This window comes from Vibrio albus (assembly GCF_003144035.1).
GTDB lineage: Bacteria > Pseudomonadota > Gammaproteobacteria > Enterobacterales > Vibrionaceae > Vibrio > Vibrio albus.
The window spans coordinates 1-22,995 of record NZ_QFWT01000007.1; the positions used below are offsets into that span (position 1 = coordinate 1).

25 protein-coding genes and 1 pseudogene are annotated in these 22,995 nt (G+C 50.4%); 19 read left to right on the forward strand and 7 right to left on the reverse strand.

The features are described 5' to 3' along the window. Positions 1–232: 232 nt before the first annotated feature. From phnD to DI392_RS12840, 5 genes and pseudogenes are all read left to right on the forward strand, one after another. The gene (gene phnD / locus DI392_RS12825; RefSeq protein WP_041154771.1) at positions 233–1,096 is read left to right on the forward strand and encodes a phosphate/phosphite/phosphonate ABC transporter substrate-binding protein; all 864 of its coding nucleotides are present in this window, start codon (positions 233–235) and stop codon (positions 1,094–1,096) included. A gap of 10 nt (positions 1,097–1,106) precedes the next feature. Beyond that, positions 1,107–1,937, forward strand: a complete 831-nt coding sequence (phnE, locus tag DI392_RS12830; protein ID WP_058579627.1) for a phosphonate ABC transporter, permease protein PhnE — start codon at positions 1,107–1,109, stop codon at positions 1,935–1,937. A gap of 9 nt (positions 1,938–1,946) precedes the next feature. Further along, positions 1,947–2,957, forward strand: a complete 1,011-nt coding sequence (locus DI392_RS12835; RefSeq protein ID WP_041154770.1) for a phosphonate dehydrogenase — start codon at positions 1,947–1,949, stop codon at positions 2,955–2,957. Then, positions 2,951–3,124: pseudogene (locus tag DI392_RS19770) on the forward strand (helix-turn-helix domain-containing protein); the annotation flags it as partial. The gene DI392_RS12835 and the pseudogene DI392_RS19770, both read left to right, overlap by 7 nt. Positions 3,125–3,247: 123 nt before the next feature. After that, positions 3,248–3,811 (forward strand): LysR substrate-binding domain-containing protein, encoded by a 564-nt coding sequence (locus DI392_RS12840; protein ID WP_245884065.1) that lies wholly within the window; start codon positions 3,248–3,250, stop codon positions 3,809–3,811. Here DI392_RS12840 and DI392_RS12845 read toward each other — a convergent pair. The 5 genes from DI392_RS12845 to DI392_RS12865 form a co-directional block, all read right to left on the reverse strand. Next, on the reverse strand, positions 3,726–4,418 hold the full coding sequence (locus DI392_RS12845) for a reverse transcriptase domain-containing protein (RefSeq protein WP_084735639.1): 693 nt from the start codon (positions 4,416–4,418) through the stop codon (positions 3,726–3,728). The two genes, DI392_RS12840 and DI392_RS12845, sit on opposite strands and share 86 nt — an antisense overlap. A gap of 371 nt (positions 4,419–4,789) precedes the next feature. Next, entirely contained in the window at positions 4,790–5,380 is a 591-nt protein-coding gene (locus DI392_RS12850; protein WP_041154769.1) for a DUF6448 family protein, read from the reverse strand. Positions 5,381–5,584: 204 nt separating this feature from the next. Continuing rightward, the gene (locus tag DI392_RS12855; RefSeq protein ID WP_041154768.1) at positions 5,585–6,736 is read right to left on the reverse strand and encodes a helix-turn-helix domain-containing protein; all 1,152 of its coding nucleotides are present in this window, start codon (positions 6,734–6,736) and stop codon (positions 5,585–5,587) included. Further along, positions 6,727–8,052: an ATP-binding protein gene (locus DI392_RS12860; protein ID WP_041154767.1), complete on the reverse strand. Its 1,326-nt coding sequence runs from the start codon at positions 8,050–8,052 to the stop codon at positions 6,727–6,729. The genes DI392_RS12855 and DI392_RS12860 overlap by 10 nt, the downstream gene beginning before the upstream one ends. After that, a complete protein-coding gene (locus DI392_RS12865; protein ID WP_109320305.1) occupies positions 8,042–8,707 on the reverse strand; it encodes a response regulator in 666 nt (221 codons plus the stop codon). The genes DI392_RS12860 and DI392_RS12865 overlap by 11 nt, the downstream gene beginning before the upstream one ends. A gap of 167 nt (positions 8,708–8,874) precedes the next feature. On the opposite strand from DI392_RS12865, the gene DI392_RS12870 reads away from it, so the two are divergent. The 9 genes from DI392_RS12870 to DI392_RS12910 all read left to right on the forward strand — a co-directional run bounded on the left by DI392_RS12870 (position 8,875) and on the right by DI392_RS12910 (position 19,903). Beyond that, the gene (locus tag DI392_RS12870; RefSeq protein ID WP_105934530.1) at positions 8,875–10,191 is read left to right on the forward strand and encodes a ferredoxin reductase family protein; all 1,317 of its coding nucleotides are present in this window, start codon (positions 8,875–8,877) and stop codon (positions 10,189–10,191) included. 76 nt (positions 10,192–10,267) lie between these two features. Then, positions 10,268–10,648, forward strand: a complete 381-nt coding sequence (locus DI392_RS12875) for a PepSY domain-containing protein (protein WP_019677800.1) — start codon at positions 10,268–10,270, stop codon at positions 10,646–10,648. 54 nt (positions 10,649–10,702) lie between these two features. Beyond that, the gene (locus DI392_RS12880; RefSeq protein WP_011784788.1) at positions 10,703–11,176 is read left to right on the forward strand and encodes a DUF2271 domain-containing protein; all 474 of its coding nucleotides are present in this window, start codon (positions 10,703–10,705) and stop codon (positions 11,174–11,176) included. Positions 11,177–11,198: 22 nt separating this feature from the next. Further along, positions 11,199–13,418 (forward strand): PepSY domain-containing protein, encoded by a 2,220-nt coding sequence (locus DI392_RS12885; RefSeq protein WP_041154766.1) that lies wholly within the window; start codon positions 11,199–11,201, stop codon positions 13,416–13,418. 75 nt (positions 13,419–13,493) lie between these two features. Next, positions 13,494–14,246, forward strand: a complete 753-nt coding sequence (locus tag DI392_RS12890; protein ID WP_011784790.1) for a VIT1/CCC1 transporter family protein — start codon at positions 13,494–13,496, stop codon at positions 14,244–14,246. Positions 14,247–14,610: 364 nt separating this feature from the next. After that, positions 14,611–16,611, forward strand: coding sequence for a type I restriction endonuclease subunit R (locus tag DI392_RS12895; RefSeq protein WP_198300698.1), 2,001 nt, complete (start codon positions 14,611–14,613; stop codon positions 16,609–16,611). Further along, positions 16,611–17,339 carry a M48 family metallopeptidase gene (locus tag DI392_RS12900; RefSeq protein WP_041154765.1) on the forward strand — a complete coding sequence of 243 codons (729 nt, stop codon included), beginning with the start codon at positions 16,611–16,613 and terminating at the stop codon, positions 17,337–17,339. Before DI392_RS12895 ends, DI392_RS12900 begins: the two co-directional genes overlap by 1 nt. A gap of 589 nt (positions 17,340–17,928) precedes the next feature. Beyond that, on the forward strand, positions 17,929–18,711 hold the full coding sequence (locus DI392_RS12905; RefSeq protein WP_041154764.1) for a ParA family protein: 783 nt from the start codon (positions 17,929–17,931) through the stop codon (positions 18,709–18,711). 1 nt (position 18,712) lies between these two features. Continuing rightward, on the forward strand, positions 18,713–19,903 hold the full coding sequence (locus tag DI392_RS12910) for a ParB/RepB/Spo0J family partition protein (RefSeq protein ID WP_041154763.1): 1,191 nt from the start codon (positions 18,713–18,715) through the stop codon (positions 19,901–19,903). 91 nt (positions 19,904–19,994) lie between these two features. Here DI392_RS12910 and DI392_RS12915 read toward each other — a convergent pair whose 3' ends face one another. Both DI392_RS12915 and DI392_RS20025 read right to left on the reverse strand, forming a co-directional pair. Next, complete coding sequence (locus DI392_RS12915) at positions 19,995–21,020, reverse strand: RNA-guided endonuclease InsQ/TnpB family protein (RefSeq protein ID WP_245884058.1); 1,026 nt, start codon at positions 21,018–21,020, stop codon at positions 19,995–19,997. Next, the gene (locus DI392_RS20025) at positions 20,992–21,096 is read right to left on the reverse strand and encodes a helix-turn-helix domain-containing protein (RefSeq protein WP_243750269.1); all 105 of its coding nucleotides are present in this window, start codon (positions 21,094–21,096) and stop codon (positions 20,992–20,994) included. The genes DI392_RS12915 and DI392_RS20025 overlap by 29 nt, the downstream gene beginning before the upstream one ends. A 129-nt stretch (positions 21,097–21,225) precedes the next feature. Between DI392_RS20025 and DI392_RS12920 the strand changes: the two genes are divergently transcribed. The 5 genes from DI392_RS12920 to DI392_RS12940 all read left to right on the forward strand — a co-directional run bounded on the left by DI392_RS12920 (position 21,226) and on the right by DI392_RS12940 (position 22,972). After that, positions 21,226–21,498, forward strand: a complete 273-nt coding sequence (locus tag DI392_RS12920) for a helix-turn-helix domain-containing protein (RefSeq protein ID WP_014386681.1) — start codon at positions 21,226–21,228, stop codon at positions 21,496–21,498. A gap of 140 nt (positions 21,499–21,638) precedes the next feature. Further along, on the forward strand, positions 21,639–21,914 hold the full coding sequence (locus DI392_RS12925; protein ID WP_041154762.1) for a hypothetical protein: 276 nt from the start codon (positions 21,639–21,641) through the stop codon (positions 21,912–21,914). A 17-nt stretch (positions 21,915–21,931) separates the two neighbouring features. Further along, entirely contained in the window at positions 21,932–22,234 is a 303-nt protein-coding gene (locus DI392_RS12930) for a hypothetical protein (protein WP_041154761.1), read from the forward strand. A 93-nt stretch (positions 22,235–22,327) separates the two neighbouring features. Further along, complete coding sequence (locus tag DI392_RS12935) at positions 22,328–22,522, forward strand: hypothetical protein (protein WP_041154760.1); 195 nt, start codon at positions 22,328–22,330, stop codon at positions 22,520–22,522. A gap of 18 nt (positions 22,523–22,540) precedes the next feature. Beyond that, complete coding sequence (locus DI392_RS12940) at positions 22,541–22,972, forward strand: hypothetical protein (RefSeq protein WP_041154759.1); 432 nt, start codon at positions 22,541–22,543, stop codon at positions 22,970–22,972. Positions 22,973–22,995 lie beyond the last annotated feature (23 nt).

Consider the following 22,995-nt stretch of genomic DNA (forward strand, 5'->3'; position numbering starts at 1 on the left):
TCTTGCTTTGAGTTGGCCTATTGAGTGAAATTGAGTTTTGATCTTTATTGTCAGTTCTTTGCTATAGTGTCACGTAGCAATCTGCCCCGCGTAACAGAAAAGTTTCAATCTTTGTTGTTCAGCGACACGAGATTTACCACCGTTCACCCAGCGTGGTAGCTGCGGAAGGCAAACCAGCCATCCATAAACCTAAGACCACCCCGATAACGACAGACGTACTGGAGATAGCACAATGAAGACAATGATTCACTCTTTGCTGGCTCTGATAATGATGCTCGGCATCCATTGGTCAGCCCATGCCGCAGATACAGACCCTGATCTTTTGAAAGTTGCCTTGCTGCCGGATGAGAACGCGTCAGAACTGATCAAGCGAAACCAACCTTTGAAGGATTACCTGGAAACCACTCTTGGTAAGGAAGTAGAACTGATTGTTACCACCGATTACTCCTCCATGATCGAAGCCATGCGTTTTGGCCGAATTGACCTGGCTTACTTTGGTCCGTTGTCCTATGTGATGGCCAAGAGTAAGAGTGACATTGAACCCTTTGCCGCCATGGTGGTAGACGGGAAGCCGACTTATCGCTCCATCATTATTGCCAATGCGGACTCTGGCGTTGGCTCCTTCGCGGATATCAAAGGCAAGAAAATGGCCTACGGTGACCGCGCATCCACTTCCAGCCACCTGATCCCCAAGACCGTACTCCTTGAGAAGGCAGAGCTCGAAGCCGGAAAGGACTATGAGGCTCATTTCGTCGGTAGCCATGACGCTGTTGCGGTTAACGTCGCCAATGGCAATGCCGACGCCGGAGGGTTGTCCGAAGTTATCTTCGAGCATGTGATGGACAGCGGTTTGATTGATCGGAGCAAGGTCAAAGTGCTGGGCTACAGCGGTGACTTTCCTCAATACCCCTGGGCCATGCGTTCGAACCTGGCCCCTGAGCTGAAGAGCAACATTCAGAAAGCCTTTCTGCAGATCGATGACCCGGAGATTCTCGACAACCTGAAGGCTGAGGGATTCGCGGCAATTACCGACGAAGATTACGATGTCATCCGCGCTATGGGTGGCCTGCTCAATCTTGATTTCGCAAAAATGTGAGGAGTGCCCCATGAACTATACAACGAAGGAACCGGCGACTCTGTCGCCGGCCCCGTCGGCCTCCGTGCTGGATGAGCACGCGAAAGGCTGGCGGAAAAAACTCGGACAGTCGCTGTTAGTGCTGCTCATCATTTTTGTCGCAAGTTGGCACGTAGGGCTGCTCAATTTCAATACACTTGCCAATGGCGTGCCAGCCATAGGCACACTCATTGGCGAATCTCTTCCACCTGACTTCACCAATGTGGCCAGCTGGGTGTCGCCGTTAATCGACACGCTTGCGATGAGCATTGCCGGTACTGCCATTGCAGTAACCTTGTCTGTGCCACTGGCATTCCTGGCTGCGCGCAACACCTCTCCACATCCGGTGGTGTTCCAAGTAACTCGAACCCTTTTAAACGGTTTGCGTTCAGTCCCGGAACTAATCATGGGCATCATCTTCGTGGCTGCTGTTGGTTTTGGGGCGTTGCCTGGCGTACTGGCGCTCGGTCTTCACTCCATTGGCATGGTTGGAAAGTTTTTTGCCGAAGCGATTGAGCATGTAGATGAGGCGCCAGTGGAAGCGGCCGATGCTGCCGGCGCTACTCGCTTGCAGGTGCTCTATCACGCCGTGCTGCCACAAGTACTTCCTCAATTCGCGGACGTGTCCATTTATCGCTGGGAATACAATTTCCGTGCCTCGACCGTAATGGGCATGGTGGGTGCCGGTGGTATTGGCTTCGAATTGATGGGCTCGCTGAGAATCATGCAGTATCAGGAAGTCAGCGCCATTCTCATTGTCATCTTGTTGATGGTCACCGTCGTGGACAGTCTCAGTGGCCGCCTTCGTAAGAAATTCAAATAAGGACCGTCTATGAAACCCAAGATTGTGATAACCCATAAGATCCATGACAGTGTTCTGGATGAACTTGCCCAAGATTGCGAGCTGGTCACCAACCAATCCGGCGCCACGTTGCCCCAGGAGGAAGTGGCTGCGCGCGTTGCAGACGCTGATGCGATGATGGCGTTCATGCCAGACCGAGTTGGAGTGGAGTTCCTACAGGGGTGTCCGCGCTTGAAGGTGATTGGTGCAGCCCTGAAAGGCTATGACAACTTTGATGTGGATGCCTGCACGCGTCATGGGGTTTGGCTGACATTTGTACCGGATTTGCTAACCGTGCCTACTGCAGAGCTAGCGGTCGGGCTGACGATCAGTCTCACCCGACAAGTCAAGGCGGCGGACCACTTCGTTCGATCCGGTGAATTTACTGGCTGGACACCACGCTTCTATGGGCAGGGGATCGAAGGCTCACGGATTGGTATTGTGGGTATGGGGGCCATCGGCCAAGCGGTGGCGCAGCGCCTGAACGGATGGGGAGCGGATTTAATCTATTCCCAGCCGGAACGTTTACCCGTGCAGCATGAGCAGGCACTGGGTTTGTCCCATACTCCCCTCAAGATGCTGCTGGCCCAGTCAGATATTGTGATCCTGGCACTGGCGCTCAATGAGCAAACCCTCCACACCATTAATCGCGAAACGCTAACAGGAATGAAACCGGGCGCATTCCTTATCAATCCCTGCCGTGGATCTGTGGTGGATGAGGGTAGTGTTCTGCAAGCGCTTCAATCCGGTCAGTTGGGGGGGTACGCCGCTGATGTGTTTGAGATGGAAGATTGGGCGAGAGAAGATCGTCCGAGGGAGATCGCCCAGGGGCTCAGGGCCCACCCCAACACGCTGTTTACTGCTCACATCGGATCGGCAGTCAGCCAGGTGCGTCTGGCTATCGAGCAACGCGCTGCTCGGAACATTCTGCAAGTGCTTCGGGGTGAGCGGCCGGGTGATGCGATCAATGATCCCAGTGGCCGCGAGAGCGGCCCATGCTGAATCTTGTCTGGCTGAAGAGTTTCGTGGCGGTGCTGGACCACAACGGGTTTCAGGCCGCAGCCCGCCAGTTGGACATCGCACAACCCACACTGTCCCAGCACCTTCAAAAACTCGAAAACCAACTTGGCGTTTTATTGGTCCACAGGGGGCGCTCTGGCTGTGAGCCAACCCGGGCTGCCTTAACCTTGTTGCCTTTTGCCCGAAGTCTGCTCCGGCTGGAGGAGCAGGCGAGATCTTCCATTATGGAGGCTCGACTTCGCGTTGGGGCGAGCTCCAATATTGGGATTTATATGCTCCAGCCCTACATCCGTCGTTACAAGGAGCTGGGCGTAGGGCCCGAGGTGGATGTGGTAATAGATTCCAATCCGACTATTGCACGGCATTTATCGGACGGTGAGCTGGACGTGGCGATTATGGAGTGGTGGCATGATCTACCCGGATTCCATGCTCAGGCGTGGCGTAACGAGCCCGTTGTTCTAATCGTTCCGCCTGGTCACCCGTTAGCCCGTCGAACCGATATCGACCGCGATACGCTGTCTAACATGGCTCTGATCGGCGGCGAACCCGGCACCGGCACTGGCCGGCTTTTGGCGACCTACTTCGGTGAGCATGGGCCATTTCCGACGGTATCTATGCAGCTGGGTAGCACCGAAGCCGTCAAGCAAGCGGTTAAGGTCGGACTTGGCGCATCGTTGGTGCTTGAAAGTTCTGTACGGGAGGAGGTCCAAAATGGAAGTCTGGTGGCTATTCCCGTGAGTGAGCCTGGCCTTAGCAAGGAGCTGATGGTGATTTATCCGAGCAGCCTGGACAAACACAGGCCAGTATACTCGTTTGTTGGGCATCTCTGTGAATAGCTATTGGGTCCACCTCACGCATATCTAGCTGGGAATGCAGATACTGAGCCTCACGCTCACTTCGACAACGCAGTATTCCGTCATCTGCATATCGGCAGAATGGGATATCCGGATGACGAACGGTCAGCCAACGATCCAATGCATAATGCCGAAACAGGTTTGCCAGAACTGGCGATAACGGGCCACCTTGTGGTGTGCCAACGTTCCGTCGTTCCTGCTTACCATCTTTCGTCTGCATCGGTGCCGTTAGCCAGCGCCTCACATACAGCAGCACCCAGGATTCAGAGCAATGGTGGTCAAGGGCCTTGAGCAATAGCTCATGATCAATATGATCAAACAAGCCACGGATGTCATACTCCAGCACCCAGTCCCTTTCCCAGCACCGCTTTCGCGTGATCGCAAGCGCATCATGCGGGGATTTCCCGCGCCGATACCCGTACGAGTCCACATGAAAGACAGGTTCCAGGATAGGTTCCAGCGTCATAGTAACCACAGTTTGCGCTATACGATCGCTAACCGTGGGTACCCCGAGCAATCTTTCTCCTCCACTTTTCTTCGGAATTGGAACTGCTTTGACGGACGGTGGGAAATAGCTGCCGGACGACATCCGATTCCAAATTAGATAGAGGTTCTTACTTAAGTCTCGATCAAAGTCCTGAATCGTCTGGCCATCTACACCGGCCGCACCTCGATTTGATTTAACGCGCTGATACGCCTTCCATACCTGGCGCTTGGAATTTTTTTCTCTAATTGCGGAAATACCGAAATTAGATAAAACACAGCACGCCCCTCAGTTAGTAATATGGCTGCCCGATATCCCGGAATGATTATGAAGCGGAGATTGGTGTTGGCTTCATTTATGTTTTTTGATGCGCCTTAATAGAATGATGGTACCAATTCAGCCGAAGGCGAAACTGGAAATGAATACAACGGCAAAGCAGGCCGTCAGCCTGCTTTGCGTCTGCGTGAAGATAGGAATTAGTGCCCCTGGTGCCCCTGCCCTCCAGCAGCGCCATGCACGCCCTCTATATAGTGCATGTAATTGACGTAGTCAGCGACAAAGGCACGCCCCTTATCGCCGCTTTGATCAGCCATGGCCCTTGCACGCTGAGCCTCATGATAACGCTCACGAATACCGTTCTCGATCTTGCGGGTTATATTTGCCACGAGGCGATCAATTTGCCCGTTTTCCAACGCCGCATCCGCCGCCATTAAACCCGGATCAATCTGTCCGGAAGGCTTGATGCCGGTAAAGGGTGCGCCTTCGGAGGCACGATGCACCTCAACGAGCGTCGAGAACAGATGCTGATCGGCAATGTTTTTCGCAGTTTCGCTTTGCCCGCGGACTTGGCGCACATCGGCGAATACCCTTTTGATTTCGGCCTCATCCTTTGCCGGCACCCATTTGAGCAAGGGCTTAACATTGCCTGACTCCAGTGCCGCACGGGCTTCGGTAATCACGGGACCGTCCAGAGCATCACAATGAGCTTGGGCGCTACCGGCAAACATCAGGCTGAAGATTGCTGCGGCCACTGCGGGAACAGCAGTTTTGCGTAATTTGGTTTTCATACATGACCTCTTCATATTGCGTTGAGCTTCACGAGCACCGGGTTTGGTGACGCTTGGCAATCAGAGTACGGAAGGCAGGCCAAAGAAGCGTTCGCAAGTACGAAACCGAACCGATTCCATGGTTTAGAAATAAAAATAAACAATTCAGTTAGTTAGAGATTTCAGTATCGGGTGGGAGCGTACTCGAACGTCTGATTGCCAGGTTCAGGATGGAGGCTCGGGGCGAATATCGCCCTGCAGGGTTCGTCGGCGATATTCACTGGGGGTAAATCCTGTCTCTTTCTTGAAAGCAGTATTGAATACGGACTTCGAGTTGAAGCCAGAGTCATACATGATCTGCAGAATATTTGCCTGATTGGCTGCATCGGCCAGGCGCGATTTCGCCTCGTCGATGCGATAGCGACTGACGAACTCAAAGAAATTGCAGCCAAAGCCTTGGTTAATGGCCCGTGAAACCTCTCTTGAAGGGGCGCCCAATTTCCGTGAAAGTTGTTCCAGGGTCAGGTTGGGGTGCAAGTGGGGCTTTTCCTGGTGCATTAACTGTTGGAGCCTGACCTTTAAAGTTTGATCAAACTGCGGCGTGGGCTCTTCTTCCAGCAAGGCGGCCTGGTCTGCTGCCAATCCAGAGAAAACAACGGGTTGGCGAAGAGAGTTTATCATCAGAAAATTGATGAAAATGAAGCCCGTTACAGCGCCAGCGCCGGCCACCCACTCGGTTCCGGGCACGCTTCTAAACACATGCGCTGTAAGGCAGTACATCATGCTCACGGTCCAAGCCACTGCATAGCCGATCAGAAGCGTCCGTAACCACGCAAGTTGTTTGTTTTCAATACTCGAGAAAATCTGTCGAATACCAAGGCCGAAACGGTTAATCGCACGAATAGTCGCGTACAGGTAGCCCAGAAAGACCGCGTGAATAGCGACTGCAAGAAGGGGAGAGGTAAGTACGCCCGGGTGGTCCCGTTCAAGCAGAATCTGAACTTTGGTCTCGCTTGGCTGTAAATAATATTCAATCAGAAAAATTGCGCCGACCACCCAGAAGAGCAACGTGTGCACGAGATGCTTCCCGCGTAACTGGAAATTCTGATACATCAGCGATTGCGCATATAGATAGAGCGTGCCGGCTTGTAGAAGTCCGATGAGTGTTCCGAGGTAGGCGAAGTTTGGGTACTGGAGCGCAAGCCCGCTGCCATAGAGGAAGATCTCTCCCAGCCCGGCGGCGAAGAACACCAGAGTGGCAACCAGGAGTCGGTTAGATATGAGCCCACTGTTGGATGGAAGTAGGAGAAAAACGGCAAGAGCCAGCGATTGAATGATGCTCGTCAGCAGCACAATGTCGGTGAGTGTCAGATACATACCAGATTCAGCTCCGCTTCAAAACCATCCTGCCGTCCTGTTGCCGGCGATCTGAGATGCAGGGTCATGCCGGCACCTTTAGCAATCGCATCGGCAATCGCGAGGCCCAGGCCAGAACCTGCAGCGTCCGTTTTGGCGCGTGCAAACCGGTTTCTTAAAAGAGCGAGCTGTTCCGGTGGCACTCTTGCACCGCCATTGCAGACCCTTAAAACCCCATTATCGTTCAGGTTGATCTTCACCGGCTCGCTACGGGAACCATGCTTAAGGGCATTCTCGATCAGGTTACGCACCAGGATGGCGAAGGCATCGGGATCAAGAAAGGAGTTCACTTCGCGCTCCGGCAGGGATAAAACAACTCGCCCGGGTGCCTGGGCCTCAAAATCCCGGGCAATCATCGCGAGGATGGGCACAAGATCCTGCTGGCTTTGTGAGAGTGCACCGCCACCTTCTGCTTTTGCCAACTCGAGCAGTTTTCCGGACAGCACCGAGAGACTGCGTAACGCTTCTTCAATTTCTGCAACATCATTCTTGAGATAATCATCGGGCATTCTGGTTTTCAGTCGCTGCACTTTGGCAAGCGCTGTTGCCAGGGGAGTTCGCAGTTCATGGGCACTGTTGGCGGTAAAGCTGCGTTCTGATTCGAGAGCACGATGCAAACGCTCAAGCAGCCGGTTGATGGCACCGGCGATTGGTTCAAATTCACGGGGTAACTGCTCTTCTACAACAGGGGACAGATCTCCCGCGCCGCGGGATTCAATGTCTTGCTGAAAATCGACCACCTTACGAAGGGAAAGCCGGACAATCCACCAGACACCCAACAGGCTGACCGGAATCAGCACCAGTAAAGGCAACAGTAAGGCTAATCCCGCCTCCAGAGCGGATTCACGCCGGTGCGCCAAGGGTTCGGCCACTTCAAGATAGATGGTATAGCTGACTGCAGATACGCCATATAGCCGGTGGGTCAGAGTATCTGAAAACCCTTCCGCGGGGGTCCTGCTAAACACGCCAGGGTCGGCATCGTGGGACTGGAGCAGAATATTTCCAGCTTCGTCCCGTACCAGATAGGTCAGGTATTCGTCATGGTCTTTCAGGGCTGGGGCCTTTTGATTGCCCGCGCCGTTCTCACGGTTCAGGATGTCGGTGACCGCCAGTGGCAGTATGCGCTGGGCGGTTTCTTCCAGGGCACTGTCGAAGACCTCGTTCATTTCATGCTGTGCCACCAGTCCCGAAGCGGTCACGCCCAACAGCCAGAGTAGGGTGACACCGAGTGTCAGGCCGATACCGAGTGTTTTTTGCAGGCTGGTTCTAGTGGTCATGTGTTTCCAGGCGATAGCCCATTCCCCTGACGGTTACGATAGCGTCCCGCCCGAGCTTTTTACGCAGACGGCTGACATAAACTTCGATGGTGTTACTTTCGATTTCGGCCCCGAAAGCGTATAGACGATCCTCCAGTTGCGATCGCGATAACAGCATTCCGGGTCGCTGGATAAAGCCCTCAAACAATGCCCACTCCCGTGCCGTAAGTTCTACCGGCAGGCCGTTGCGACTGATGCGGTGATCGCCAAGATCAATCATCAGCTCGCCCACTTGTATAATCGGGCTTGGATTGCCGCGATATCGGCGAGCCACCGCGGCCACGCGGGCCGACAGCTCCGAAAGATCAAAGGGTTTGACCAGGTAGTCGTCAGCACCGGCATTTAATCCTTCAATCCGGTCAGACACCTGATCCTTGGCAGTAAGAATGATCACCGGTGTTGTTTTTCCGGTAGCCCGGAGTGTTCGCAAAAAGCCCAAGCCATGACCGTCGGGGAGCATCAGGTCCAGCAGAATCAGGTCGTAGGGTGTGGTCCTGACACTCGCCTCGGCAAAGCCCAGCGTTTGCACCCAGTCCACAGCGTGGCCGTCGTCCGCAATCTGATCCCGGACCGCCTCGCCCAATCCCACCGTATCCTCCACCAAAAGTACCCGCATCGTTCACCTCTGACCCAGCCCTGGAATCAAGATACTACAGCTCAAACCTGACAGCCAGCTGAATGGTCAATAACGCTTCGATCTCTCTTCACCGACCTTCAGCTGGCTGTCAGGTTTGGGCGCTAGCCTTCGGGGGAATATTCCAGGTACCGATCGCAGGAGATGTGATGATGCGGATGATTTTTCCTTTCGTTGTGTTGGTTTTGGGCCTATGGGCCTGGAACCTCTTTGCAGGTCCTGGGGCCGGTTCTCCCTGGGCAGTCTATGACCAGAGCCTGCTGCTCAGTGGGCTGTTATCCATTGCTCTGATGTCACTGACCATGATGCTGGCTCTGCGCCCAGCCTGGTTGGAGAGACCGCTGGGCGGGTTGGATCAGATCTATCGCACCCACAAATGGGCGGGCATTCTGGCAGTGGTATTCGCGGCAGCTCATTGGCTGATTGAAATGGGTGACGATGTTATAGAGTCGATTTTCGGAAAGGCCGGCAGGCTGCACGATCAGGATTATTCCGGGTTCATCGACACCATGCGCGATGCTGCGGAAGAGGTAGGGGAGTTCGCCGTCTATCTGCTGTTCGCCATGCTGTTGATCACTTTGTGGCGCAAGTTTCCCTACAAATACTGGCGTTATTTGCATCGCGGCATGCCGGTGCTTTATCTGTTGCTCGCTTTCCACGCGGCGTGGCTGACTCCGCTGCAATGGTGGCAGCAGCCAATCGGACTACTGATGGCCATTTTGCTCTTTGGCGGGAGCATCGCCAGCGGGCTATCTCTGACCGGCAGAGTTGGTCGTCGTCGCCAGGTTCGCGGTATGGTCACCGCGATCAAAACTCCAGACCGGGACGTCACCGAAGTTACCTGCCACATGGGGCCGGCATGGCCCGGTCACCGTGCGGGGCAATTCGCCTTTGTGACCTTCGACCGGATTGAGGGTGCGCACCCGTTCACCATCGCCAGTGCGGATCGGGAAAATGGCACTGTTACCTTCCTCATCAAATCCCTCGGAGACTTTACCCGCAATCTGAGCCAGAAAATCAGCGTGGGGCAAACCGTAAATATAGAAGGCCCTTACGGCTGTTTTAACTTCGATCGCCGCAACCGCAAATCCCACCAGATCTGGATAGCCGGTGGCATCGGGATCACGCCGTTTCTGGCCTGGCTCGAAGCTCTAAGCAGCGCCACCGACGCCACCGTGCCTGAAGCCGATCTGCATTACTGCACGCGCAACGCCGGCCAGGATTCCATGGTGGATCGACTTCGGGCGCTTTGCGATGGCTTTCCCGGGATACATCTCGAGATTCATGACAGCAGCAAGGGGCAGGGGTTGTCTGCCGAGACGTTGTCTACCAACGGACGCTCGGCAGCAGGCGCAGAGGTCTGGTTCTGCGGCCCGGCAGGGCTGGGGGAAGCCATTAGAAACGGCTTGCGGGCAGCACCCTTCCGCCTGACTCGCTTCCATAAAGAAGCTTTTCAGTTCCGCTGAAATGGCCTCGTTTGTTCAGGTCGTTGTCAGGTTAGCGCCTTAGAGTGGATTTAACACAACCAGCAGGAGAGACACCATGAAGACCAAACCCATTATTCTGAGCCTGTCTTTGTTACTTCTGAGCGGCACCGCACTGGCCGATGACGACTGCGATGATCCGGTGGCGAGTTGGCAGCCCCGTGAAAATCTGCGTGAAAAGCTGGAAGCCGAAGGCTGGACAGTTCACCGAATAAAGGTTGACGACGGTTGTTATGAAGTCCGGGGCCTCGATGCCGATGGGGTCAGGGCAGAAGCCTCTTTCGCGCCCGCTTCATTGACCATGATGAAATGGGAGCGTGAAGACAGTGACGATGAGGAGAGGGACCGCGGCAACAGGAAAAATGGACAGGACAATCCCAAAAGTCAGGCGCCACGCAACGGCATCGTCAAGGGGCGTCCCACGGTTACCGTTGAGTAACTGAGCGAATTTGCCCTGTTCCTTTAACGTTCATCAGGTTTTTGGAGACCATTTATGAAAACGTTTGTTCTCACTTGCAGCCTTTTCGCCGCCTTGGCTTTACCGGTATTCGCCCAGGCCCGTGACGTGACCTTCACTACGGAACTACAGAATTACGGTGGCGATGGAGCCTATCTGGCTCTGTATCTTACCGATGCCGCCGGAGAGTATCAGGGTACCCTTTGGGTTTCCGGGAAGAAATCTAAATACTACAAACACCTGGGAGGCTGGGCCCGGGGCAGTGGGCTTGATCCTGCAGAGTATGACGGCTTGACTGGCGCCAGTGTTACCAGTGGCCGCACGCTGAAAGTGACTCTGAACCTCGATGATTCGCTGATCGACAACGGCTATGAGGTTCGAGTCGACTCTGCTGTTGAAGATATGCGCGATATCAGAGCCGATGTGATAGCCCCCCTGACCACCGAAGGGTCCGGAAAGCCGGTTTCAGGACGTGGTTACGTGCGCGCTCTGACCTACGAGCTTCAATAATTCACCAGGAGCATCGACTATTATGTTGCGCAAGTTCCACAGTTTACCGGGTTTGCTTGCAGGCGTGTTCCTGATCGTTCTCTCGGTCACGGGAGCTGTGTTGGCTTTGGCTCCGACGCTGGATAGAGTGTCAGCGGTCATTCCGGCTTCCGGTGAAGTCAGTATTGCCGAGCTGGCAGACCGGGTCGTTGCTCACTATCCCGGGACTGAGCAGATCGTGCGAGAGCCTTCTGGCAAGGTCATTGTCTATTACAGCCGTGACGGCCAGGCCGGTGCGGATCTGGTGAATCCGGTAACAGGTGAGGGCACCGCACCCTACGAACCTTCCGCATTTTTTGGCTGGGTCAAGGACCTGCACCGTGCGTTTATGCTGGATGATGCCGGTAGAGCGCTGGCCGGCGTATTAGCTGCTTTGATGGTACTTCTGTGTCTTTCGGGAATATTGTTGATAGCCCGGCGTACCGGGGGTTGGAAGAATATACTAAGACCGCTTTCCGGCTCAGGCGGGAAACGAATCCATGCCGAGCTGGCCCGGTTTGCCGTGCTCGGCCTACTGTTATCCGCACTGACCGGTAGCTATATGTCGGCACAGCGCTTTGGTTTGCTGCCGGAAGCGCCTGACACAGGGCCAGGGTTTCCGGCTGAGGTCTCGGGCGGGCAACCATCGCCTGTGGGCACCTTAAAAGCGCTAGGCAATTTCGATCTTGGCGAACTCCGGGAACTGGTGTTTCCCTATCCCGGTGATCCGCAGGACGTCTATTCGCTGTCAACCGCCGGCGGCTCCGGATTCGTGGACCAGGCTACGGGCGAGTTGCTGCAGTTCCAGCCGCGCTCTGACAGCGGCGTATTGCAGGACTGGATTGTACGTTTGCACACCGGTGAAGGCCTATGGTGGCTTGGCCTGATTCTTGGCGCTGCGGCACTGACTGTGCCAGCTCTCTCGATAACAGGTGCAACCATCTGGTGGCAGCGTCGCCGGTCTTCAGGGCAGCTTCCTGACAACGCCGATGCCGCTCAGGCGGATACAATTATTCTGGTCGGCTCCGAAGGTAATGCCACCTGGGGATTTGCCCAGGAACTCCATAGCAGCCTGAATAAGGCCGGTTTCCGCGTGCATTGCAGCGAGATGAATGCCCTGGCTAAGCAGTATCCGCAGGCTTCCAGGCTGTTCGTGCTGACTTCGACATACGGTGATGGTGATGCACCCGCATCGGCCCGGCAGTTTATGGCCAGGCTCAAAGAATTCCGGGCTGAGAAGAACCTGCGATACACGGTACTGGGTTTTGGTGACCGGCAGTTTCCGAACTTCTGTCAGTTTGCCTTGTCGGTGGATGCTGCGCTCGCCGGTAAAGGCGTCAGCCGTTTGCACGCCATTGAACTGATTGATCGGTGTTCTGCCTCGCAATTCAGTGAGTGGGGAAACCGGGTTGGTGAGGTTATCGGTACTCCGCTTTTCTTGAACTACTGTGCATTGCAGCCAGCAACGGTCAAACTGGAACTGGTAGAAAGGGCGGATTACGGGATTGCGGTTCAGGCGCCCACCAGTATCTTCCGGTTCAAACCGGCGGAGCAGGGCGGATGGCTAACGGCTTCTCCAAGAAGATTTAAAGCGCTGCCACCGTTCGAGGCGGGAGACCTTTTGGGGGTTATTCCCCCACACGGTCAACCCCCGCGGTTCTACTCGCTCGCGTCCTCGGCAAATGACGAAATTGTTGAGATATGCGTCCGTAAGCAGGCCGGCGGTCTTTGCTCCGGTTATTTGCATGACCTCAAGCCGGGTGATTGTATCGATGGCTTCATCCGCCCCAATCCAGGCTTTCGGCCAGCTACCGGTAACCGACCAGTGATTCTTGTCGGTGCAGGTGCCGGGATTGGTCCGTTAACCGGTTTCATCAGAAACAATACCAGTTGCAACCCTATGTATCTGTACTGGGGCGGTCGCGATGCCAGGTCAGATTTTCTCTACCAACCTGAGCTTGGGCGCTATCTTGAGGATCATCGACTGAGCGGGCTGAACACAGCCTTCTCAAGAACAGACGAGCGCGCCTACGTGCAGGATAAGCTCAAACAGGATGAATTAGCCGTGCGACAGATGGTTAACACCGGTGCGCAGATACTGGTCTGTGGTGGCCGGGATATGGCGGCGGCTGTGCGGCAGGTTATAGAAGACATTCTCAAACCCTTGCACATCGATATTGAAACTCTGAGAGGCCAGGGACGTTATCTTGAAGATGTATATTGACAGATAAAGTGACAAGGTCGAACTGAGCCTATAATCCCAAAGCACCAAATCGCGTCCTGAACAGGAAGCTGAAAGATGCCATCCACAGAAAATGAAAGACTGCTCAGCGAGCACCAGCCTAATGCCGTTCGTGCACGGCTTGCTGGTCCCGTTAAGGCCTCGACGCTACCAGATGCTGTGCTTGGCGGCATCGATGGCTGCGTTACAACGTTTGCGGTTGTATCGGGTGCGTTCGGCGCAGGTTTCTCGCCACAGGTTGCGTTGGTACTCGGCTTTGCAAACCTGATTGCAGACGGCTTCAGCATGGCGGTAAGTAATTACGAAGCGGGCCAGGCGCAGTTGAATCAGATCAAATTTGCTGAACGCACAGAACGTGAACATATCCGTGCTGTGCCAGAAGGTGAACGTGAGGAAATTCGCCAGCTGTTTCAGGCGAAGGGATTCGACGGCGAATTGCTGGAGCAAGTAGTGGAGGCTATCAGTCGTAATCCCGATGTGTGGGTAGCAACCATGTTGCGAGAAGAGTACGGACTCTCGGGTGCCGGACTCAGCCCACGCCGAGCCGCGTTGACTACCTTCGCCGCATTTTTGTCGGTTGGTGCTTTACCTTTACTGCCTTATGCCATCCCGGGTATGGAGAGTCAGATTCAGTTCCTGACGAGTCTTGGTTTGGCAGGCGTCGTCTTCTTGGGTATCGGAATGCTTAAAAGTATCGTCTATGGCTTACCAGCAATGCGATCAGGACTCCGGACTTTGATCATGGGTACGGCCGCAGCGGGGCTGGCGTTTGCTACTGGGCATTTTGCGCAGGGGTTATTGGGGGGTTAGTTCTTCAGCGGTGAATAGACAATTTAACATAATATTCCCCTAAGAGCTGATATTCATTCGCGTACCCGCTATTGGAATTAACGGCGGATTTCTCGCTCTGTTCGCCCAATGAGTGTAGTTGCAGAATTGAATTTTTAAAGCACAACTCATGCTGAAATGAAAATTATTTAGCAAGGGCCAGTCGTCGACTAATTACTGCGCAACTTTATGAATTGTGGAAAAAATGGTGTCGATATCATTGATGCCAAAGGCTTAGCGTACAATTTTTTCCGTTTCGTGAACTGACCCCCGAAACGGTGAAGAGCCAACTGAAAGCGAAAAAAACGAGACTACTGATGAGTTTCTCAAGGACTTAAAAGGTGCTTTGCCAGATGATTTTAGTGCAAAGGGTAACTTGTTTGTGTTGGTGGATGAGTGTCATCGAACCCAGTCTGGAAAGCTTCATGAGGCGATGAAAGCAATTTTACCTGAGGCCATGTTTATTGGTTTTACAGGTACGCCACTGATGAAAAAGGACAAGAAAAAGTCTCTAGAGGTATTTGGTCCTTATATTCATACCTACAAATTTGATGAGGCGGTGAGCGATGGTGTGGTGCTAGATTTACGTTATGAAGCCCGCGATATTGATCAGCACTTAACATCGAATAAAGGGGTGGATACTTGGTTTGATACCAACACTCAGGGGCTCTCGAACCTCGCTAAGATACAACTCAAAGAGAAATGGGGCACGATGCAGAAGGTCCTCTCGAGCAAATCGAGGCTTGAACGTATTGTGATGGATATTTGGCTGGATATGAAGCGAAAGCCTGCACTGCTCTCTGGTCGAGGCAATGCTATGTTGGTTTGTGCCAGTGTTCATCAAGCTTGTGTTGTATTCGATCTATTTAGCAAAACTGATCTTGCGGGTAAATGTGCGATTGTCACCAGTTACCAACCGACGGCAAGCTCGAGCAAAGGCGAAGAGTCTGGCGAGGGTCAAACAGAAAAGCTGTTTAAATATGAAACCTACCGCAAAATGCTTGCAGATTACTTTGAGCAAAGTGAAGAGGAAGCGGCAAAACGGGTTGAAGAGTTTGAGCTGAAAGTGAAAGAGCGCTTTATTAAAGAGCCTGGTCAAATGCGTTTGTTGATCGTCGTTGACAAACTATTAACAGGGTTTGACGCACCATCGGCTACCTACCTTTACATCGATAAAAAAATGGCCGACCACAATTTATTTCAGGCAATCTGTCGTGTAAATAGGCTGGATGGGGACGATAAAGACTATGGCTATATTGTTGATTATAAAGATCTGTTCCGTTCTCTGGATAAAGCGATTAAAGACTATACCGCCGAGGCTTTTGACGGCTATGACGATGAAGATGTAGCGGGTCTTTTAAAAGACCGACTCAAGGAAGCAAGAACTGACTTAGATAATGCACTAGAAGTGGCGCGAGCCCTCTGTGAGCCAGTGAAAGCCCCTAGGGATACTCAAGCCTTCATGCACTATTTTGTTGGTGAGTCGGGTGCTGAATCAACCAATGAAGATGAGCGAAGTGAAAAGGAAGCACTGCGATTAACCCTATACCAAGCGGTCGCAAAGCTTATCCGCTCCTATACCAATCTAGCCAACGAAATGGCGCAAGCGGGCTATACCGCTGAGGAAGCACAAAGTATCAAACAAGAAGTCGCCTATTTTGAAAAAGTTAGGGATGAAGTGAAGTTGAGTAGCGGCGACTTACTGGAAATGAAGCGCTTTGAGCCCGCGATGCGTCAATTGCTCGACATGTATATTCGTGCAGATGACAGTGAAACTCTGATGGACTTTGAAGAGTTTGGGTTGATCGATTTAGTGGTAAATAATGGCGGTAAGGGGTTGGATTCATTGCCTGAAGACATTCGTAAAAACGAAGAGGCAATGGCAGAAGCTATAGAGAACAACGTTCGCAAGACGATTGTCGATGAAAACCCAGTAAACCCTAAATACTTTGAAAGTATGGCGACGCTGCTTGATGAGCTGATTAAGCAGAGACGTGAACAAGTCATTAGCTATCAAGAGTATTTAGAGAAAATACGAGCATTAGCCAAAAAAGTCGTCAACCCGACAAGTAACACAGCCTACAATTATCCAGATTCCGTTGATACTCTTGCAAAACAAGCGCTATATGACAATTTTGGTAATGATGAGGTGCTCACTACACAAGTCGATACAGCTGTTCGGTTGAACAAAGAGGCTGATTGGCTTGGTGATACTTTCAAAGAGCGCAAAATTGAAAATGCCATTCTAGAGGCCACTAAAGATTTTGGGATGGACGATGATGATGCAATTGATGAACAGTTGGACCGTATGATGGATATCATCAAGGCGCAAAGAGAATACCATTGATGGCTACGACCGACAGTTTTGAGGTAACCATTGCTGGTATTGAGCTCACCGTTAACCGTAAAGCGATAACCAACATTCACTTAAGCGTATTGCCACCCAATGGCGCGGTGAGACTGTCCGTGCCTGTCGCAACAAGTGATCAAGCCATTCGCTTAGCTGTGATTAATAAGCTTGCATGGATCAAGCAGCAACAAGCGGATTTTGCAAGTCAGCGTCGTCAATCCGTTAGGGAAATGATCAGTGGTGAGAGTCACTACCTTTGGGGGCAACGTTATTTGCTGAGAGTTGTAGAAGCACCAGGTAAACATCACGTTGCGGTAAAAAGTAATCGTATTGAGCTTGGTGTTGCGAGTAAAACTACAACAGAGAATCGTTTAAAGTTGCTTAATGAGTTTTATCGGTCTGAAATCAAAGCCTCATTGTCTACGCTTTTACCTTTGTGGCAAGAAAAATTGGGGGTTGAAGCCAATGATGTGGGCATCAAGAAAATGAAAACCAAGTGGGGTAGCTGTAATAGCACAGACAAACGTATCTGGCTGAACCTTGAGCTAGCTAAAAAGCCGCCAGAGTGCTTGGAGTTCATTCTAGTTCATGAGCTTACCCATCTATTAGAACGTCACCACAACGACCGTTTCCGAGCGCTGATGGATGAGCATTTACAAGATTGGCGCGAACGGAGAAGTTTGCTCAATAGCTTACCGCTGGCGTATGAAGACTGGAGTTATTAGGCAAAACATAATTTCTAAGCTCTCAAAATTGACTACTTGTGCATAAGTAATCAATTTTTGTAGGTAGTTAGATTTTAATAGAGTGATAACTCTAACCAATAATTGTCCAAAAGTTTGCTAGAGATTGAGCAGCCTTTGTCATTTCCACAGTGCTTCTGGTAACAATGCACCTTAAAAATGATCAAACTTTAACTTTTGCATCCTGTCGCTGATATTGAACTAGCAAGGGAGTATTACGTCAGGTCTAGACGCCCAGTAATTCCACAGATCCCAGTAGCTATTGAGGATTTGGCTGACAATAATCCAATACAGAACCAAGAAAATAAAGAAGACTTGCTAACCGAAAAAAAACAAGCGCAAGGTAATATTGGATTGAGACAGGATGCACATTGTTCTGTCGATACAGCTCACCTAAACATTGATGATTTTTCTCGCGGCCCTTTGAGGCCGTTTTTTATCTGTAATTGTTATGTTAGTACCACGATATGACATTGCAGTATCATAAAGTGAGTGTTAGAATCTTTCACATGTGAAAGTGCCGATGTTTCGTCACTAGGAATCTCATTTGCAATCGGAGAGCGAGGTAAACATGGCAAAAGCTATCGCCTATGCCAATCAGAAGGGAGGCGTGGGTAAAAGTACTATCTGTATCCAGCAAGCCTTCGATTTGGCAGAAAAAAAGAAAAAAGTCCTGGTACTGGATTTCGATGGTCAGGGTAATACATCTTCACGTTTGGCTCCTCGTGTGGAGTTGGAAGATGGCAGCTACGAGCCAGTATATAGCGGTACTAAAGTAGCTGAATTGTTCCTTGATAACTGCTCAAGCATTCAAGTAACGGAGTGTCCATGTGGTGTTGATTTGATTTACACGCCCAAAAACGATCCGGATTTGTTTGAGATGGAGGCAGTGCCATTGGAACAAGCAATGAACCCAGCTCGACATTTAAAAGAACTAATCAAAGACTATGATTACGTGTTGATTGATTGCCCACCGAGTCTTGGACGTAAGCTGGTTGCTGCACTGATGATTGCGACGCATGTTGTATGTCCTGTAAAACTATCTGGCTTTGCGGTTGATGGTGTAGAGGGCTTGCTGACGACCATTATCGGTGTTCAGCAACAGCACAATCAAAACTTAGAAATCCTGGGCATTGTCATCAACGATATGGATCGTTCAGTGAACCACAACAAATCGTTTACTGAGCTGAAAAAAGCTATCCCAGAGTTGATCTTTAGTAACATTATTCAACACCGTCCACCGCTTGATTCTGCAACTACAGATGGAGTTCCAGTATGGTCTCTTCGCTATGGTCATGTAGCAGCAAAAGAAGTGCGAGCGGTGCTGGACGAGATTGTAGAGAAGGTAGGTTAAGATGAAACTAAATAACCTAAAAAACCTCAACCAGTTAGCTCAAGCCGCCCAAAAAAAGCAGCCAGATGGTAAGGTAATTCTGACGGTTCCTGTTGATGAAGTTATTTCAAAAGAACAGGTTCGTAAACGGTTCCGTAATATCGAGGAACTGGGTGATTCAATTTTGGAAGAAGGCCAGCAATCCGCGATTGTGGTCTACCCGAAAAATGAAGACGGCAAATATGTCATTCAAAAAGGCGAACGTCGCTGGAGAGCATGTAAAGCCAAAGATATTCCAACAATTGACATCGTTGTTAACGAAAAAGAACAAACGGACTTGGACGAAACAGCGGGAGAATTGATAGAGAATATTCAGCGCGATGATTTGACTGCACTTGAAATTGCTAATGCTTTACAAGTATTCATTGATAAAGGGTGGCAGCAAAAAGACGTTGCAAAACGTATCGGTAAGAACACAATTTTTGTTTCAACGCACCTTTCATTATTAAAAATGCCTGACTGCGTTCGAGAATTATACGATAATGACATTACAGCTGATACGGAAACACTCAATAACTTACGTTTGCTATTCGAACTGAATGAAGAGCGATGCCGGGCTGTCTGTGCCGTTGCTATGAGTGATGGCATGACACGTAAGCAAAGTCGTGAGTTGTTGAATGATGCAAAACGTATCAAGAATGGTGATGAACCAACTTCAAATGAAGATGGTGCAGTAACCAATAACTCTGAGCAGGATAATAATTCGAATTCTGACTCAGAATTGGGTGAAGAGAAGGGTGGCAACTTTACACAAAGTGATATGGAAAGTTCTGATGATACAACGGGTGATAATGTTGTTCATCAAGCTACGGGAGAGGAATTTACTTCTGATGATGCTTCATCTCAAGGCGATACAAACGCGCCGGGTGATAAGCAGGTTGATGAAAGTGATGATTCAACCGATGATGCCGAAGAAGAAGGCATTGAACCTCCTCTTGCAAAAGGTAAAGACTGGAAAGGGGCTGACCCAGGTAAGTTAGTCATCACCGTTAACATTATCGGTGAGAGTGAAAATAAGCGTGGTGTACTGATGACAGATCGTATTGCTACTGAACCAAATGTGGTTTGGGTTAAGACTCTTGTTGGTGAGAAAAAGGAAGTAAAGCCAATTAAAGTAGCGGTGACTGACATCGAGCTCGTAAGCGTTGAGTAAGGTAAGTATGGATTGACTGCTCCCCTCCCTAGAAGGGGATTCTTGTTTCAAGGCGTTATGCCCGAAGTTCATTAGAACAATCGGGACTTACTTACGCTCCACAAGCTAACACCGCTTGCCCAGCGGCTTTGATATTAATAGCGGCATTGGTATCACGGTCTAAGCGCGCTTCACACGCTGGACAAGTCCAATGCCTTATATGTAACGGTAGAGAATCAACTACGTGACCACAGCAATTACAACGCTTACTAGACGGATACCACTTGTCAATCTGGACAAGTGTTCTGCCGCGCCATTCTGCTTTGTACTCAAGCTGCCTAACCATTTCGCCCCAATTGGCGTCACCAATGGCCTTAGCAAGTCGCGGATTCTTGACCATGTTTTTAACGCTCAAACTCTCACAGCTAATCACTTGGTTTTCGTTTATCAACGTAGTGGTGAGTTTGTGGGTAAAGTCGCGGCGGCAGTCGGCAATCTTCGCCTGAATGCGAGCAACTTTGATTCTGGCTTTGTGGAAGTTGGCAGTTCCTTTCTTCTTCTTGGAAAGGCGGCGTTGCGCCTGAGCCAATTTCTTCTCGTACTTTGCAGTATGGCGGGGATTGCCAGATTTAAACCCGTCAGCGGTAATCACAAGGTCGGTCAAACCCAAATCAATACCCGTTGTCTTTTTGGTAACAGGCAGTGGTTTAGGCTCGAAGCGGCACAGCATAGACACGAAGTAGCGGCCTGCACTGTCTTTCGAGATAGTGACGGTAGTTGGTTCGCTAGGAAGTTCACGCGACCAGCGAATATCAAGCGGCTGTTTGGACTTGGCAATGTAGATATTGCCATCTTTGAACTTAAACGCCGACTTCGTGAATTCTGCGCTTTGCTTGCTGCGCTTCTTCTTAAAGGCTGGATACTTCGCCCTTCCTTCAAAGAAGTTCTTAAACGCAGTTTGTTGATGGCGCAAAGATTGTTGGAGCGGTACACACGACACGCTGTTAAGCCATTCAAACTCAGTTTGCTTCTTGAGTTCGGTCAGCTTAGAGCTTGCCGTGTTGTAGTTAACCTTTTTGCTTTCGTTGTAGAAAGCGTCGGTACGCCATTTAAGGATCGCGTTGTAAACGAAACGCACAGCCGAAAGTCTGCGCAAGCAATTGAGCCTGTTCAGTCGTTGGGTAAAAGCGTTGTTTAATAGCGATCTCTTTCATAGTTCACAAGAATACAGTTGTTTTTGTGAAAGTAAATATTAACATTAACCAATCGGGTAGTTTTTGCTCCTTCGGAGCAACCTCTATCCCTCCTCGCCCTAGAAGGACGGGGTTTCTCGCGGGATTTAGATGAAGTTATCTCAGGATATGAGTCGCAAGTTTGAACTGGTAAATGCGCTGTCTAAGTTAGATAAGCCCAGCTTGCACGATCTCCATTCAGAGACCAAGATTCCTGAGTCCACTATTAAACGCCAACTGGCGATGCTTCGTGATGAGTTTGATATGAAAATTATATTCATCCGTGAATCGAGGGGAGAGCGAGGAGCTACAGGCTACTATATGATAACGGACTGGGGTATTTTGGACCGAGAGAAGTTCATCTTGCGGCACGGAAAGCTCTGATTGTAATATCCAACCTCAAATTAGCCCTGGCATTGCGCCGGGGCTTTTTTATGCCTGTAGACTTTTAAAACTTTATAAGTATTATAAAATGATACTGTAATATTGAGGAGGTAGCTCCTTTAGTTTTTTGGAGGTCTCAAATGAAAGTTCTTCATCTCCCTGTGAAAGCTCTGTATTTCAGACAAATGCAAACCGGGGAAAAGAAGTATGAATATCGTCTTCAAACGGATTACTGGCGGAAACGACTGGAGGGCCGCGAGTATGATGAGGTGCATATCAAGCTTGGCTATCCAAAATCTGGGGATACCGAGAAGATTTTAGTTCGACCGTGGAAAGGTTTTGAGGAGATGGTTATTACTCACCCTCATTTTGGTAATGCTCCCGTTAGCGTGTTCGCAATCAAGGTCAATGAGTAATAGGAGATGTACTGATAATGGATTCAGAATTGAAGCAAGAAAGCCAATTTTACCGGGACTTTGAAGATAAGTTGCTACACGTTATAGCAAAAGCCCATGTGATAAACCTGAGCTGTATGAGCAAAGGTGAAGCAATGCGACTGGTTGCTCATTTAGAAAACCTAAACCCTGAAAAATATCCAGAATTTTATGGGGTTAGCAAGTCGTTAATAAACGTTACGAGTTCAAATCTGATTGTTACATTGAACAACACTATTCAAAAAATGAGTTCAAGTCTGTCTGCGCGATTGGCTTTGATCAATCCTGAAAATACCCGCTAGTTTGTACAGAAAAGGGCAATTACTCCCATTGGTATATAGCGTAGGTAGGGACATGATTGCCCTTGTATCTAAAAAAGTAGCGAGGCTCCGATAATGAATAAGCAAAAGAACTGGGCATTCTGTGAGCAGATGGCTGCGGCAACGGTAGAGCTTGGGACACAAGAGGCACTCTCATGTATGGCTAGGTACATGATAGCCATCGCACACGATCAGGGAATCTCATTACAGTTTGAGTGCGATCTTGGTTCTTTAGAAATCCAACCAAATGAAATACTGATAAAACACTAAAAATTACAGGAGTTGGCTATGAGCAATGCACTGAGCGTTATTACAAAACAACTTTCAAAAGAGTCTGATCCCGCGTTCTTAGAGTTTACAGCTCGGATAGTTGAATCTATTGAATTGGTTTTAGGTTATGAACCAACAGTTGAGAAAGTACGCGACTTGTTGGGAAACAAGAAAAAAACCGTAGCCTTGTTGAATTCTAGTCACAATGAGTCCGTTGTTAAGTTAGCTCTGGAGATCTCACAGTACGACGATAGCCACTACGACACATTACTTTCGGCAGGTATGTCTGCTTTAAACAGATACTTGTCAAAGAATAGCGGTTCTGTTTCTGGTTGTATGTTCATGCCTGGAGATATCACTGCGAAAGAGTTGGCCGAACGATTTAACGGAGAATGGATGTTCTTTAGCGATGATAAGAAGCTTTCACTTACTACAGGAGAAATGTCGTGACTACACCAAGTCTAATGGATGGT

Excerpts from the sequence above, each read along its gene's own strand:
- DI392_RS12865 (WP_109320305.1), bottom strand. The coding sequence starts at position 8,707 with ATGCGGGTACTTTTGGTGGAGGATACGGTGGGATTGGGCGAGGCGGTC.
- DI392_RS12935 (WP_041154760.1), top strand. The coding sequence starts at position 22,328 with ATGAATAAGCAAAAGAACTGGGCATTCTGTGAGCAGATGGCTGCGGCA.
- DI392_RS12855 (WP_041154768.1), bottom strand. The coding sequence starts at position 6,736 with ATGTATCTGACACTCACCGACATTGTGCTGCTGACGAGCATCATTCAA.
- DI392_RS12875 (WP_019677800.1), top strand. The coding sequence starts at position 10,268 with ATGAAGACCAAACCCATTATTCTGAGCCTGTCTTTGTTACTTCTGAGC.
- DI392_RS12940 (WP_041154759.1), top strand. The coding sequence starts at position 22,541 with ATGAGCAATGCACTGAGCGTTATTACAAAACAACTTTCAAAAGAGTCT.
- DI392_RS12920 (WP_014386681.1), top strand. The coding sequence starts at position 21,226 with ATGAAGTTATCTCAGGATATGAGTCGCAAGTTTGAACTGGTAAATGCG.
- DI392_RS12910 (WP_041154763.1), top strand. The coding sequence starts at position 18,713 with ATGAAACTAAATAACCTAAAAAACCTCAACCAGTTAGCTCAAGCCGCC.
- DI392_RS12880 (WP_011784788.1), top strand. The coding sequence starts at position 10,703 with ATGAAAACGTTTGTTCTCACTTGCAGCCTTTTCGCCGCCTTGGCTTTA.
- phnD (WP_041154771.1), top strand. The coding sequence starts at position 233 with ATGAAGACAATGATTCACTCTTTGCTGGCTCTGATAATGATGCTCGGC.
- DI392_RS12840 (WP_245884065.1), top strand. The coding sequence starts at position 3,248 with ATGCTCCAGCCCTACATCCGTCGTTACAAGGAGCTGGGCGTAGGGCCC.
- DI392_RS12845 (WP_084735639.1), bottom strand. The coding sequence starts at position 4,418 with ATGTCGTCCGGCAGCTATTTCCCACCGTCCGTCAAAGCAGTTCCAATT.
- DI392_RS20025 (WP_243750269.1), bottom strand. The coding sequence starts at position 21,096 with ATGAAAGAGATCGCTATTAAACAACGCTTTTACCCAACGACTGAACAG.
- DI392_RS12850 (WP_041154769.1), bottom strand. The coding sequence starts at position 5,380 with ATGAAAACCAAATTACGCAAAACTGCTGTTCCCGCAGTGGCCGCAGCA.
- DI392_RS12925 (WP_041154762.1), top strand. The coding sequence starts at position 21,639 with ATGAAAGTTCTTCATCTCCCTGTGAAAGCTCTGTATTTCAGACAAATG.
- DI392_RS12835 (WP_041154770.1), top strand. The coding sequence starts at position 1,947 with ATGAAACCCAAGATTGTGATAACCCATAAGATCCATGACAGTGTTCTG.
- DI392_RS12860 (WP_041154767.1), bottom strand. The coding sequence starts at position 8,052 with ATGACCACTAGAACCAGCCTGCAAAAAACACTCGGTATCGGCCTGACA.
- DI392_RS12885 (WP_041154766.1), top strand. The coding sequence starts at position 11,199 with ATGTTGCGCAAGTTCCACAGTTTACCGGGTTTGCTTGCAGGCGTGTTC.
- DI392_RS12890 (WP_011784790.1), top strand. The coding sequence starts at position 13,494 with ATGCCATCCACAGAAAATGAAAGACTGCTCAGCGAGCACCAGCCTAAT.
- phnE (WP_058579627.1), top strand. The coding sequence starts at position 1,107 with ATGAACTATACAACGAAGGAACCGGCGACTCTGTCGCCGGCCCCGTCG.
- DI392_RS12905 (WP_041154764.1), top strand. The coding sequence starts at position 17,929 with ATGGCAAAAGCTATCGCCTATGCCAATCAGAAGGGAGGCGTGGGTAAA.
- DI392_RS12900 (WP_041154765.1), top strand. The coding sequence starts at position 16,611 with ATGGCTACGACCGACAGTTTTGAGGTAACCATTGCTGGTATTGAGCTC.
- DI392_RS12930 (WP_041154761.1), top strand. The coding sequence starts at position 21,932 with ATGGATTCAGAATTGAAGCAAGAAAGCCAATTTTACCGGGACTTTGAA.
- DI392_RS12870 (WP_105934530.1), top strand. The coding sequence starts at position 8,875 with ATGATGCGGATGATTTTTCCTTTCGTTGTGTTGGTTTTGGGCCTATGG.